The 14,182-nt window shown below is 41.7% G+C and carries 13 protein-coding genes; 12 read left to right on the forward strand and 1 reads right to left on the reverse strand.

Annotation, left to right across the window (positions count from 1 at the left end):
• Positions 1-15 precede the first annotated feature (15 nt).
• From AC4CU3_RS06100 to rdgB, 8 genes are all read left to right on the forward strand, one after another.
• The gene (locus tag AC4CU3_RS06100) at positions 16-2,241 is read left to right on the forward strand and encodes a TonB-dependent receptor (protein WP_005400820.1); all 2,226 of its coding nucleotides are present in this window, start codon (positions 16-18) and stop codon (positions 2,239-2,241) included.
• A gap of 118 nt (positions 2,242-2,359) precedes the next feature.
• The gene (locus AC4CU3_RS06105; RefSeq protein WP_005400821.1) at positions 2,360-3,043 is read left to right on the forward strand and encodes a Fe2+-dependent dioxygenase; all 684 of its coding nucleotides are present in this window, start codon (positions 2,360-2,362) and stop codon (positions 3,041-3,043) included.
• Positions 3,044-3,092: 49 nt separating this feature from the next.
• Positions 3,093-4,199, forward strand: a complete 1,107-nt coding sequence (locus tag AC4CU3_RS06110; RefSeq protein WP_039890252.1) for an alpha-hydroxy acid oxidase — start codon at positions 3,093-3,095, stop codon at positions 4,197-4,199.
• 359 nt (positions 4,200-4,558) lie between these two features.
• Complete coding sequence (leuA, locus tag AC4CU3_RS06115; protein WP_005400823.1) at positions 4,559-6,256, forward strand: 2-isopropylmalate synthase; 1,698 nt, start codon at positions 4,559-4,561, stop codon at positions 6,254-6,256.
• A gap of 101 nt (positions 6,257-6,357) precedes the next feature.
• Positions 6,358-7,515: a homoserine O-succinyltransferase MetX gene (metX, locus tag AC4CU3_RS06120; protein WP_279044518.1), complete on the forward strand. Its 1,158-nt coding sequence runs from the start codon at positions 6,358-6,360 to the stop codon at positions 7,513-7,515.
• Positions 7,515-8,108, forward strand: a complete 594-nt coding sequence (gene metW, locus AC4CU3_RS06125; RefSeq protein WP_004692438.1) for a methionine biosynthesis protein MetW — start codon at positions 7,515-7,517, stop codon at positions 8,106-8,108. Before metX ends, metW begins: the two co-directional genes overlap by 1 nt.
• Entirely contained in the window at positions 8,105-8,695 is a 591-nt protein-coding gene (locus AC4CU3_RS06130; RefSeq protein WP_004692440.1) for a tetratricopeptide repeat protein, read from the forward strand. The genes metW and AC4CU3_RS06130 overlap by 4 nt, the downstream gene beginning before the upstream one ends.
• 104 nt (positions 8,696-8,799) lie before the next feature.
• Positions 8,800-9,426 (forward strand): RdgB/HAM1 family non-canonical purine NTP pyrophosphatase, encoded by a 627-nt coding sequence (rdgB, locus tag AC4CU3_RS06135; protein WP_004692441.1) that lies wholly within the window; start codon positions 8,800-8,802, stop codon positions 9,424-9,426.
• Positions 9,427-9,547: 121 nt separating this feature from the next.
• On the opposite strand, the gene AC4CU3_RS06140 is transcribed toward rdgB, so the two are convergent.
• Positions 9,548-10,432 (reverse strand): AEC family transporter, encoded by an 885-nt coding sequence (locus tag AC4CU3_RS06140; RefSeq protein ID WP_004692443.1) that lies wholly within the window; start codon positions 10,430-10,432, stop codon positions 9,548-9,550.
• 159 nt (positions 10,433-10,591) lie between these two features.
• Here AC4CU3_RS06140 and tatA point away from each other — a divergent pair, with 159 nt between their 5' ends.
• From tatA to AC4CU3_RS06160, 4 genes are all read left to right on the forward strand, one after another.
• A complete protein-coding gene (tatA, locus tag AC4CU3_RS06145; RefSeq protein ID WP_004692445.1) occupies positions 10,592-10,810 on the forward strand; it encodes a Sec-independent protein translocase subunit TatA in 219 nt (72 codons plus the stop codon).
• 12 nt (positions 10,811-10,822) lie between these two features.
• A complete protein-coding gene (gene tatB / locus AC4CU3_RS06150) occupies positions 10,823-11,245 on the forward strand; it encodes a Sec-independent protein translocase protein TatB (RefSeq protein ID WP_004692447.1) in 423 nt (140 codons plus the stop codon).
• On the forward strand, positions 11,242-12,018 hold the full coding sequence (tatC, locus tag AC4CU3_RS06155; protein ID WP_004692449.1) for a twin-arginine translocase subunit TatC: 777 nt from the start codon (positions 11,242-11,244) through the stop codon (positions 12,016-12,018). Before tatB ends, tatC begins: the two co-directional genes overlap by 4 nt.
• A 185-nt stretch (positions 12,019-12,203) precedes the next feature.
• Positions 12,204-14,180: a PhoX family protein gene (locus AC4CU3_RS06160; RefSeq protein WP_004692450.1), complete on the forward strand. Its 1,977-nt coding sequence runs from the start codon at positions 12,204-12,206 to the stop codon at positions 14,178-14,180.
• Positions 14,181-14,182: the final 2 nt, after the last annotated feature.

The raw sequence follows: 14,182 nt of genomic DNA on the forward strand, positions 1-14,182 counted from the left end.
AGAACTAGATTCGTTATGGCCTTCATCAAAACACGTAAAAAGCTGGTTTCTTCAGCAATCGCTTCAACACTCTCTGTGGTTGCAGTCAATGCTGTTGCGCAAGATCAAATCGCGCAATTAGAAACAATTCACACGGAAGCGGCAGCAGAACAAAGTTTGAAAGTAGACAAATCTGCAAACAGCAAGTTCGTTGCTCCCCTACTCGACACACCAAAGTCAGTATCTGTTATTTCTAAACAGTTGATTGAAGACACTCAAGTTACAACTTTAAGCGATGCTTTACGCACAGTACCTGGGATCACACTTGGTGCAGGTGAAGGTGGTAACCCAAATGGTGACCGTCCATTTATCCGTGGTTATAACTCTGAAAGTTCAATGTACGTAGACGGCGTACGCAACTCATCTTCGCAAAACCGTGAAATGTTTGCAGTAGAGCAAGTTGAAGTAATCAAAGGTTCTGCTTCTTCTCTTGGTGGAGCTGGCTCTGTTGGTGGCAGTGTTAACATGATTTCTAAAGTTGCTAAAAAAGGCGATGCTTTAGAAGGTTCTGTTGCTGCAGGTACAGATAACTACCAACGTATTACTTTAGATGGCAATAAAGACTTTGGTAATGGTATTGCAGCTCGTGTTGCTGTAATGGGACACCAGAATGAAAAAGCTGGGCAACATGACGGTGCTGAATACAAACGTGCAGGTATTGCGCCAAGTATTACTTTTGGCCTAGACAGTGATACACGTGCAACATTAAGCTATTACTATTTAAAATCTGATGATACACCTGACTCAGGTGTGCCTTACAATTATGATGCTACAAAGAAAGCAACTGTAGGCAAACCTGTAGATGTAAAACAAGGCATATACTACGGCTTACATGATCGTGATTTCCAAAAACAAGAAAATCAAATTGGTACAATCAAATTAGAGCACGATATTAATGATAATTTAACCATCACGAATACTGCTGTTTATAACAAGTCGACAAATGATTACCTTTGGACTCAACCAGACGACTCTAAAGGTAATGTATTAAATGACAAAGTATGGCGCCGTATCAACTCACGTATTACAGATACCGACATCTTTACAGATCAACTTGCGTTAACTGGTAAGTTTAATACGGGTACAATTAAACATAAATTTAATGTGGGTGCAGAATATAGCGACCAAGAGTCTAACAAAGGTAGCTATACAACAACTTACCCAGGTTATGCTGGTACAACAACTGGTGGCTTCAATAGTGATTGTAAAATTAATGATGCATGGTGTACTTCTTTAACTAATCCTAATTCTAAAGAAGAATGGTTAGGTACAGCTGTAGCGAATCGTAATACGACAACTACCACGACTAAAGTTACTTCAGTTTATTTACTGGATAATATCGAGTTCAATCCACAATGGTTATTGGATTTAGGACTTCGTTGGGATAAGTTCGATACAGAACAAGTGACTAATGCTACAGGTGCTAAGCTTGAAAATAATAAAGACTTTTTCACCTATCAAGCTGGTTTAACCTTCAAGCCTGTTGAAAATGGTTCAATTTATGCAAGTTATGCAACCTCTGCAAACCCTGTAGGTGTCGATGGTGGTGATGGCTCAGAAGCAATTGGCCAAGCCTACATGGATTTAAAACCTGAAGAAGCACGTACTATTGAACTAGGTACGAAATGGGATCTTTTCAATGACCGCTTAAACCTTACTGCTGCTATTTTCCGTACCGAAAAACAAAATACACGTATCCAACTTGATGCTGGCACGTATACCAACGGTGGGGAAAGCAAGGTTGATGGTATTGAGCTTACCGCGACAGGTAAAATTACGGATAAATGGGATATTACTGCTGGATATTCTTACTTAGATACAGAAATGACCAATCCAGGTCCGTCATGTACACGTGCAGGCGTATGTACATATCCTAACCCAGCGAAGGGTAAACAATTACCAAATGTTCCAGAAAATAGTGCAACTCTCTGGACGACTTACAAAGTATTGCCAGAATTAACTTTAGGCGCTGGTGCAATTGCAATGGACAAAGTCTATGGTGATGCTGCAAATACTAAATTTGTTCCAGGTTATGTACGTTACGATGCAATGGCGCGTTATAACGTGAACAAAAATGTGGATCTACAGTTAAATGTCAACAACTTGGCTGATACACGTTATTTCACTAAAGCTTACGCATCTCACTATGCAACAGAAGCTGAAGGTCGTAGCGCAGTACTCTCTGTAAACTTTAAGTACTAAGTTCGATAGTTAATTCCATAACTTAGTTATGGAACAAAACAAAAATGGCCTCTCATTGAGGCTATTTTTATATATGCTTAAAGACTAAATAGATCTTTCATTTTCAGCAGGTCGTGTTGTGATCCATCATATTCCCAATGTATTAAGCAAAGAACAGGTACAATACTTTCGCCGTGAAATGGCAAAAGTCGAGTGGATTGATGGTAAAAAAACCACAGGATCACTCTCAAAAAATGTAAAACAAAATCAACAGCTCCCCGAAGATCACCCTCTCACACAACACTTAGGCAATATCATCTTAGAAGCACTTGGACAACATCCACTCTTTATGTCCGCTGCCCTACCTTTAGATATTTTGCCGCCTTATTTTAACCGCTATGAACAGGGCGAAACTTTTGGCTTCCATGTGGACAATGCCATTCGCTGGGTAGCTGGAAGCAAAGATCGGATTCGTACTGATGTATCCTGCACTGTTTTTCTAAGCGAACCTGACGAATATGAGGGTGGCGATTTGGTGGTAGAAGACACCTATGGTTATCATGAAGTAAAACTACCCGCGGGTGATATGATTTTATATCCATCTACTAGCGTGCATGAGGTAACACCAGTGACCTCAGGCTGCCGTGTCGCTTCGTTCTTTTGGGTTCAAAGTATGATTCGAGATGATGCTGACCGCCATATCTTATTTAATCTTGATCAAACTATTCAGAACCTACGTGTGCAACTCAGTGATCAACATCAAGAAGTGGTCAAGCTCACCAGTCTGTATCATAACCTGATGCGCAAATGGGCTGAACTGTAAAACAATAATCCCAGCCCAACGTCAACTACTGTAGCAACTGGACCGTTCCATGACATCAAAAACTGTTTTGCCACCACTCACCCAAATTCCTGCCTCATTGCAAACGATTGCAGACTATGAAATTGAGGTAGAAAAGCATCTACCCGAGATGGTCTGGCACTATTTGCAAGGTGGCGCTATGGATGAGATCAGTGTTCGGAATAACCTCGCTCAGTTTCAAAACTTGCACTTAATACCACGCATGTTAAGAGATCTCACTCAAGGCAATACGAGCTGTGAAATCTTAGGGCAAATCTTTCCACATCCTATTTTTGTGGCACCGATTGGTCATCAACAGCAGTTTCATTCTGAAGCAGAAGCAGCAACCGCACTGGCAGCTGAAGTACTCGGTAGCAATATGATTTTGAGTACTTTTACCAACACAGACATGCGAACATTCAAACCTGAAAATCCCTACAAATGGTTTCAACTGTACTGGCAAGGTGACCGCGATAAGTCTTTAGCTTTACTGAAGCTCGCTGAGGCACAACATTTCACCGCCATTGTAATCACTGTGGACTCTCCACATACAGGCATCCGTGACCGTGAACGTCGTGCTTTCTTTCACCTTCCTGAAAACATGCAGCATCCGCACACTCCTGCCCATATTCCACTGCCTGAACTGCAAGAAGGCGATCATCCCGTGTTTAATGGGCTAATGAAAATTGCTCCGACGTGGGACGACATCGCATGGATGGTTCAACAGACTGATTTACCCATCCTGTTAAAAGGCATCGTCAGCCCACTCGATGCCCAACTGGCCATTCAACATGGCATACAAGGCTTAATTGTGTCTAATCACGGCGGTCGAGTTTTAGATACCTGTATTCCTCCACTCAAAGCCTTGCAACTCATAAAAAAAGCCGTTCCGCATGACTTCCCTCTTTTATATGATGGGGGTGTGCGTCGCGGCTCAGATGTGTTTAAGGCCATTGCTTTAGGTGCTTCCGCGGTTTTAGTTGGAAGACCATGTATTTATGGTCTTGCCACTGCGGGTGCCTTAGGCGTTGCCCATGTGCTTAAAATCTTAAAAGAAGAATTTGAGATCACCATGGCGTTGATGGGCACTGCAACCCTTGCAGATATACAGCCCGATATGGTCATAGAGTTCTCATAACCTCTTCAAAAAAGCGAATGAAATGAATCAAATTCTTAAAATGAAGAAAAAGATCAAACACATCTCAAAAATACACGGAAATATTTCCCCTATATATCAAATTAAAGGGAAATATTTTTTCAGATACGACTAAAAGCCATAAAAAAAGAAAAATCTTTTCGACCGAACTGGATTAAACTCTTAAATATAACGTTACAAGGTTACTCACGGTAAATCTAAGTCGTATCAAATATTTACGTTTACAAACACCCTGAAGACTCCCTTGTAAATAGAGACCATAGACACAATCTATATTCAGTAGTAGGTTGCTTTTTATTACCCCCCTTAAATGCAACCCGTACTATGTAAGGAGTTACCTCATGATGTTGGCTGATCCAAGTAAAAAATATCGTCGCATGTATCAACGTGTTGACTTGCCAGACCGTCAATGGCCAAACAACGAAATTACAAAAGCGCCTATTTGGATGAGTACTGACCTGCGTGATGGTAACCAAGCGATTTTTGAACCGATGGACATGGAACAAAAATTTAAAATGTTCCAAATGTTGGTGAAAATTGGATTCAAGAATATTGAAATCGGTTTCCCTTCAGCCTCTCAAATTGACTTTGACTTTACCCGTAAATTAATCGAAGAAAATCACATTCCAGATGATGTGTATATCGAAGTTTTAGTTCAAGCACGTGATCATTTGATCCAACGTACCTTTGAGTCTTTAGCGGGTGCAAAACGTGCAATCGTGCATATTTATAACTCAAATGCACCAACTTTCCGCCAAAAAGTCTTAAATGTTGATGTTGCAGGTGCGAAGCAATTGGCGGTCAATGCAGCCAGCAAAGTCAAAGAATATGCAGCGCAATATCCTGAAACGGAATGGGTGTTCCAGTACAGCCCAGAGTGTTTCTCTGCAACTGAATTAGAAGTTGCAAAAGACGTGTGTGATGCAGTTACCGAAATTTGGGAAGCATCGCCAAGCAATAAAGTGATTTTAAACTTACCTGCTACGGTTGAAGTTTCAACACCGAATGTTTATGCAGACCAAGTTGAATGGATGCACCGCAACATTGCTCGTCGTGATGGCGTGATTATTTCTGTGCACTGTCACAACGACCGTGGCTGTGGGATTGCTGCATCAGAATTGGCGATTATGGCCGGTGCAGACCGTGTCGAAGGTTGTGTGTTTGGTAATGGCGAACGTACTGGTAACGTCGACGTCGCTGCAATTGCTTTGAATATGTACTCTCAAGGTGTTGCGCCAAACTTAGATTTTTCAAATATCAATGAAATCATTGCAACGGTAGAAGAATGTACAGGTTTGCCTGTTCACCCTCGTCACCCATATGTAGGTGACTTAGTCTTCACCGCATTCTCTGGTTCGCATCAAGATGCTATTAAAAAAGGGTTTGAGTTCCAAAAGAACGAAGAAATTTGGGATATGCCATACTTGCCAATCGACCCGAAAGACTTGGGCCGCGACTATGATGCTGTGATTCGCGTCAACTCACAGTCAGGTAAAGGCGGTATTGCTTACTTGTTAGAAGCAAATTACAACGTGGTATTGCCACGTCGTATCCAAATTGAATTCTCTCAAACCGTACAAAAACGTACCGATGAAGAAGGCACTGAAATTACCGCACAAGAAATTTGGAAATTGTTCAAAGAAACTTATGTGGACACCAAAGATACACATTACTCGACTAAAAACTACCGTTTGTATGACAACAACGGCAAACAAGTGGTTGAGCTTGAAGTTGAAGTGAATGGTGAAACGCAGCAATTACGTGGTGAAGGCAATGGTCCAATCTCTGCAATGTTGGATGCTTTACAGTTACCAATTGACGTCTTGAGCTACGAAGAGCGTGGTATTAGCTCTGGAGCAAATGCAAAAGCCTTGGCTTTGGTTGAGTTACAAGTCAAAGGCACTGGAAAATCAGCCTTCGGTGCGGGTATTCACGACAACATTGTGACCTCATCGATTGAAGCGATTATTGCGTGTACCAACCGCTTAATTGATCAAGGTGTGTTAAGCACAGATCAAGTGATTGCTGCTGCGGTATAAGTATTAGCAATAATAATTAGCACTAAAATGACTTTAGAAGGATACCCTCAAGTGGTATCCTTTTGTTTATTAACCCCAAAGATTTAAGGCGTATTATTCCTGTGTCTTTTCCTGCTGACTCCGTGGGTATCGTTACTCCACAAAAGTTTACTTTTGAAGGGCCCTTAGAGCTCGAATGCGGTCGTATTCTTCCTCGTTATGAATTGATGGTTGAAACCTATGGGGAACTCAATGCAGATAAATCCAATGCGATTTTAATTTGCCATGCACTATCAGGTCATCATCATGCTGCGGGTTACCATCATGCTGACGATAAAAAACCGGGTTGGTGGGATGCTTGTATTGGCCCAGGTAAAGCGATTGATACTTCAAAGTTTTTCGTGGTAGCACTGAACAATATTGGGGGCTGTAGCGGTTCAACAGGGCCAACTTCGCCAAACCCTGAAAATGATAACCGTCCTTATGGTCCTGACTTTCCTTTAGTCACCGTCCGTGACTGGGTTAAAACCCAAGCTATTTTATCCGATCATCTGGGTATTCAAGTCTGGAGTGCGGTGATTGGTGGTTCGCTGGGTGGTATGCAAGCCTTGCAATGGTCGGTTGATTATCCTGATCGTTTGCAAAAATGCGTGATTATTGCCAGTGCGCCGAAACTGTCTGCTCAGAATATTGCCTTTAACGAAGTCGCACGACAGTCAATTTTGTCTGATCCAGACTTCCATGATGGTCGCTATCTTGAAAATGATAGCTATCCAAAACGTGGCCTAATTTTGGCACGTATGGTCGGTCATATTACCTATCTATCTGAAGAAGCCATGAAACAAAAGTTTGGCCGCGACTTAAAGTCAGGCAAATTTATGTATGGTTTCGATGTCGAATTCCAAGTCGAAAGCTATTTGCGCTATCAAGGTGAGCAATTTAGCCGTAACTTTGACGCCAACACTTATCTGATTATGACCAAAGCTTTGGATTATTTTGATCCTTCGCGTGAGTATGAACAGTCTTTAGTTAAAGCCATGTCACAGACCAAATGTCAGTTCCTTGTGGTGTCCTTTACCACCGACTGGCGTTTTACCCCGCAACGTTCACAAGAAATTGTGGATGCGTTGATCACCAACCACAAACCAGTGAGCTATTTAGATATCGACGCTGAACAAGGCCATGACTCGTTCCTGTTCCCGATTCCTTTGTATGTAAAAGCATTACGTGCATTTTTGGGTGGTTCTGAACACCTTCAAGCAACCCAGGAGGCTGTGTAATGCGTATTGATCATCAACTGGCAGAAAAATGGATCAAACCTGATTCTAGCGTACTCGATTTAGGTTGTGGTGACGGTGAATTACTGGCTCATATGAGCAAAAAGCACAATATTCGCGCATATGGACTGGAAATTGATCAAGAAAAGATTGCAATTGCAGTCGGTCGCGGGTTAAATATTATCCAACAAGACTTAAACTTGGGTTTAAGCCGCTTTGCAGACCAGTCTTTTGACTATGTCGTTATGGCACAAGCCTTGCAAGCGGTAGATGCACCAGATGTTTTATTACGTGATATGGTGCGCGTAGGGAAACAGGCGATCATTACTTTTCCTAACTTTGCCCATTGGAAGACCCGTTCTTTCTTGGCACTGAAAGGAATGATGCCCGTTTCTGAAGTTTTGCCGTACATGTGGTATAACACACCCAATATCCACTTATGTACTTTCCGTGATTTTGAAGCACTTTGTGCGGAAAATAACATCAGAATTATTAATCGACTCGCTGTAAATGGGGATCAACAAGATAGTTTACTCAGTAAACGTCTCCCGAATTTGTTTGGTGAAGTCGCAATTTATCGAGTGAGCGCTCTATGAAAAAACTATTCTTAAGCACGACACTACTGGTTGGACTTTTGAGCATTCAAGCTCATGCAGATTATGTTTCCCCAACCACGTCTGTTGCGAGTCAAGCTGCACAGTATTCTGTTATGGATATCAATAGCTTAATTAAAGCGGCAAAAGCAGGTCAGCCTGCTGCGCAGTTCTATCTTGCAACCAAGTATCAACAAGGTAAAGATATCTCTGCAGATGAACGACAGGCCTTTGCTTGGTACAAAGCCGCTGCAGATCAAGGTCTTTCGGCTGCTCAGCTAAATGTTGGTCGTATGCTTGCAGATGGCCTAGGCACCAAAAAAGATGAATCTTTAGCACGTCAATACTTTGAAAAAGCAGCCAGCCGTGGTGATAACCGCGCAAGCTTTAACTTGGCGATGATGGAAGAGCAAAAGAAAAACTACATGGGTGCTTATCAATGGTATGAGCTTTCAACCCGTGATGGCATGCTCGACAATAAAGTGATTACGCTTTCTGAAGGCAAGAAAACAGCCTTAGCGGCAAACTTAACACAAGATCAAATTCGTCAAGCACGTGACCGTGCAGACAAGTGGATTCAAGCTCAATAAGCTTTTATTTCCATACTCAGCACCTTCGGGTGCTTTTTTATTGCCTATCCATGAGTCGGACTTGTTAAAATAACCGCATAATTTTTAAAGCACGGATCTTTCACATGGCATCAACTGATTGGTTATCTCAAGGTACCTTAGTCCTCGCAAGCAATAACAAAGGCAAAATTGCGGAATTTGAAAAATTATTTGCAGAGCTGAACTTACCTGTTGAAGTGATTGCTCAAGGTAAATTGAATATTGAAGATGCCATTGAAGATGGTTTGAGCTTTGTCGAAAATGCGATTATTAAAGCACGCCATGCTTCTAAAATTTCAGGAAAACCAGCCATTGCAGATGACTCTGGGATTTGTGTCCCAGTTTTAGATGGTGCTCCAGGGATTTACTCTGCGCGTTATGCAGGTGAACACGGCGATGATGCGGCCAATAACCAAAAGCTCTTAGCTGAACTCAAGCCACTGCGTAAAGACGCTCAAGCGATTGAAGGCATGTTTGTATGCGTTTTAGTGTTAGTGCAACATGCTGATGATCCTCTTCCACAAATTTTCCAAGGCATTTGGAAAGGTGAAGTACTGGAGGCTGCACGTGGTGAAAATGGTTTTGGTTATGACCCGCTGTTCTGGTTACCCGAGTTAGGGCTTTCAAGTGCAGAAATGAGCAAAGAAGAAAAAAATAAAATCAGCCATCGTGGTCAGGCTATGCAACTGTTTAAAGCCAGTTTAGAACAATAAAAACTAAGCTGTGTAATGTTGCCCCTTCTCCCCTTGGGGAGGAAGGTGGCGAAAAATTTTCTATATTCTCCTCTATCGCCCTTGCGCAGCAGTACTATGCATTTCTAGCTAAAGTGAGTGCTTAGATCACAGCAAATACATGCAGCAATAAACCATAAATACTCACCACGGCACAGCTGATGATCGTACCTGAAGCAATGTATTTTGCCGACGTGCCTGTACCCTGATAATGCGTTTCCAAAGCCACAATATTGGCTGCTGGCGGTAAACAGAACAATAAGAACATGACCCCAATATATTGTTCAATATTAGGAATAGCGAAGTAACGATAACTCAGCCCACACAGCACCACGCCGCATGCCAATTTTAATAAAGCTGTCTGACTACTTTGCCACAGGTCCGCTTTCTCAACTTTGGTGTGCCTCAACCACATACCCAATACACACATGCCAGAGAAGCTCATACAAAATTTGGCTGCACTATAAATCACATCAATCAGATCATGCTGTGACCAATGTTGCACGCCAACGAAACGAAAAATAAGGGCTAAAATCAAAGCAATCATGGGTGGAGCACAGAGCACTTTTTTAAAAATAAACGAAAAAGCTAACGGTGTTTGGCTCACAGCTGTCACTGCCCAGAGATTGCCAAAAATAGAGCCACCGATATATAAAGCCACCATTGCTGGACTAATTTCTGTGCTAAACAACGCAATTGCAAAAGGAAAGCCTAACCATGCCATATTGACATAACTAAAACACAGGGCGCTTAATTTATTCTTTGAAAAATATAGGAAAAAGTAAAATAAGAGCACTGCCACGACAAAACTGAATAACATCAGACTAAAGCTACCAGCCTGATAAAACACCATGTTGTAGACAATAACAATCGGAATAAAGCAACGTGCTAAAAGACTTGAAAAGCCTGTTTTCAACCGTGTTGCCAATGGGGTGGATGCAAGGAATAAACCACTAAGAAAGGCCAACAGAGGGAGCAGCAACGTCACTTCAATATCCTTGAAATTTCACCGAATCATCATAACACTGCTTTTTCTCAAAATCTGTGCGAAGCGATCGTTTTGTCTTGAAATTGAAACATCATCGTCACCGCAATGTCACACAAGCCTGTTGATATAGGGAAAACGAAAAATGATGAGGATCTACCCATGGCGGGACTATCAATTTGGCATGTACTAATTTTTGCAATTGTGGTTATTCTTCTTTTTGGTACAGCCAAACTTAAGAACTTAGGTAAAGATGTCGGTGGTGCGGTGAAAGACTTTAAAAAGTCGATCCGTGATGAGGAAGCTGAAGCAGCTCAACTCAATGAGCCACGAACGATTGATGCTCATGTCAAAAGCACCGAAAGTTCTATTAAAAGCTAAGCGAGCACTGCCATGCTAAATGTAGGTATGACGGAACTCTTATGCTTTGCTATCGTTGCATTATTAGTTCTAGGTCCTGAGAAACTACCTGAAGCAGCACGCTTTGCAGCCAAATGGTATGGCAAAGCCAAACGTTTTATGAATAACGTTCAAACTGAGGTAGATCGTGAGCTAAAGCTTTCTGAGTTTCGTCAGGAAATTCAAAAAGAAATTGAGCGTATGACCGAAATAGAACAACGCTTACAAAAACAACTCGATCATCTCAGTAAATCAGCTCCAACAACAAAGACTGAAAATACGGCTGCATATGAATATCAGTGGCTCACACCCTCTCCATTAACACCATTTTCAATCAACCATCTTAAACAACATGGTACACCTTTGTTTACTGCAGCAAATATACCTATTCAGCCCCAATTGAAGATAGCCGTATGAATCAAGTGTCAACAAGGCCAGACTCAAACACAGGCCAAGATGAAGAATTAGAACAAATGCCTGTCATGCAGCACTTAATTACACTGCGCAAGTATTTATTTAAAATCGTCGGCATTACCCTGTTGCTGTTCTTTTGTTTATTGCCTTTTCGAAATACGACTTATCAACTGTTATCTGAGCCACTACGCCAACAACTGCCAGTCAACTCAACCATGATTGCGACAGATGTCACAGCAACATTTATGGCACCGTTTAAATTAAATCTATTTGTTGCTCTAGTGTTAGCAATGCCAGTCATCATTTACTTAATATGGTCTTTTGTGCGACCTGCACTATATGAGAAAGAGCGCTTCTTGGCGGTTCCACTGCTTGTGGGTAGTATCGCACTGTTTTATATCGGGATCGCGTTTGCCTACTTCATTACGCTTCCAGCAATTTTACATTTTTTTATCAGTGTCTCGCCTGAAAGCGTCGCTCCAATGACGGATATCAATAGTTATCTCAGTTTTTGTTTGAAACTCTTTTTGGTTTTTGGACTCACTTTTGAAATCCCAATTATTACTTTAGTGCTAATTTTAATTGGTGTCGTTAGCACACAGAGTCTCGCTGAAAAGCGTCGTTTCATTGTCGTGGGATGCTTTTTCATTGCGATGTTTGTCACTCCACCTGATGCACTTTCGATGATTATGCTTGCGGTACCCATGTGGCTGTTATTTGAAATTGGTTTATTTTTCGGAAAATTATTAGAGAAAAGAAAAACAACAAGCCACTAAAACTTGAGAATTACAAACTTCCATCTTATTTCCTCCAACACTGTCTGGAGGATTTTTTATTTCATGTTGTATCTATTGCCCTATCAAATACTGTCTTCAAATTGACCCTAAACTGTAAATAAAACGTCACTTCTGCTTCATACAATCTAGCTCGACTTATTTACAATTATTGATATGGACTTACTATGACAGCCACAACAAATCAGCCAAGTCGTCGTGATCTTCTAAAATGGTTTGCGGGAATCCCTTTTTTACCGCTTGGGGCAATGACTACTGCAGCAGCATTGAGCGGTTGTAATGATAGTGACAATGACACAGCGGTAACACCACCTGTGACAAAACCTGCAAATCTAAAAGCTGCAACATTTACAGCGATGGCAGCGCCTATTGCAATTGCAGACCGTGCTAAAACATCAGTCAGTTCGAAACTCAAAATCGACTGGGATGACTCAACCAGTTCAGAGTATCAACTTGGCTATAAAAGCTTTTTTGAAACAGGCAATACTGTGCCTAAATGGGGCGGTGGTGAAATTATTGCTGGGGGATATTTTAACGCCAACGGCGACCCAATTATGGATACATCTGTTCCAGCGTCGCCACGCCAATTCTTTTCAGACTGCCCAGATGGCTCCTCGCTTATTCATTTAGACGGTGCTCAAGTCGAAGGTGTGAATAACCCAGTATTCCATGTGGTGCAATTTGAATATGCCTCACAAAACCTAGCAGGCGCGAGCGAGTATGGCAACTTACCCTCCCCAATTGCAATTTTGACATTAGACCAGAACCAAACAACAGGTCATTTAGAGCTTAAAAAATACTTTAATGTCGATACCTCTGCAGTTCATGGTTTATGGATTACTTGTGGTGCAAGCATGTCACCGTGGAACACACATTTATCTAGTGAAGAATATGAACCTGATGCATTTGAACAAGGCATTGGTGGACCAAGTCCAAAAGGAATCAGCAAAAACTTCTTTGGTGATGAGGCCGCAGCTAAACCATATAACTATGGTCATTTACCTGAAGTGATCGTAAATAAAGACGGCAGTGGTAGTATTGTTAAACACTTCTGTATGGGCCGTATTTCGCATGAACTGGTACATGTCATGCCCGATAACCGTACCGTAATTATGGGTGATGACTACACCAACGGTGGCTTCTTTATGTTCATTGCCGATGTCGCAAAAGATTTGTCAGCAGGTAAACTTTATGTCGCTAAATATGTATCTGAACTGACAGAGAGCAGTACAGGACAAATTAAATGGATTGAGCTAGGTCATGCAACTAGTCAAGAAATTGAAAAAATGGTTAATGTTGACAATATCCAACCTAGCGACATCATGGAAAGTTTAACAACTAATCCAAATGACGCATCATATACCAAAATTATTTTAGCCAAGAAGAAGCTTTGGGTAAAAGTAAAACCAGGTATGGAAAAAGCAGCAGCCTTCCTTGAAACCCACCGCTACGCAGCACTCAAAGGTGGCAGCATGGCCTTCACGAAGATGGAAGGGACCACCATCAACATTAAAGACAAAGTTGCGTATTCTGCTTTAGCAAATATTCAAAATTCAATGATCAAAGACAATGCAGCTTGGGTTGCCGCACACAATGTTTCATTCACGAAGAAAATCACTGCGGGTGGCGTACTGGCACATGATTTAACAGCAGGACAGAACACAACCGATGGGCAGCCTATCAACAGTGAATGGATTCCGTATCAATCGAAAATGCTATTGATGGGTGAGGACATCACAGTGGATAGCTTAGGTAACACAGCAAATCCAGATAAAATTGCAAGCCCTGACAATTTGAAGTTCTCTGAAACACTACGCACCTTATTCATTGGTGAAGACAGTGGTAACCATCCAAATAACTTCTTATGGGCTTATAACGTGGATACCAAAGCAGATCCTGTACGTTTACTCTCAACCCCTGCAGGAGCAGAATCGACTGGTTTACATGCAGTAGACTCAGTAAATGGTTGGACTTATATCATGAGTAACTTCCAACATGCGGGTGACATGAAGAGCTTATCTGAGGACTTAAAAGCAGCAACTTTAGCCAATTACAACAATGGCTATAGTGCAAGTGTCGGTTATTTAACAGCAGACTTGATGCCATCAGTAGAAAAGAAAAAGACTGAAACCAAAGCTTCTTAAGT

The sequence above is a fragment of the Acinetobacter sp. 802_lipA genome (assembly GCF_058242885.1).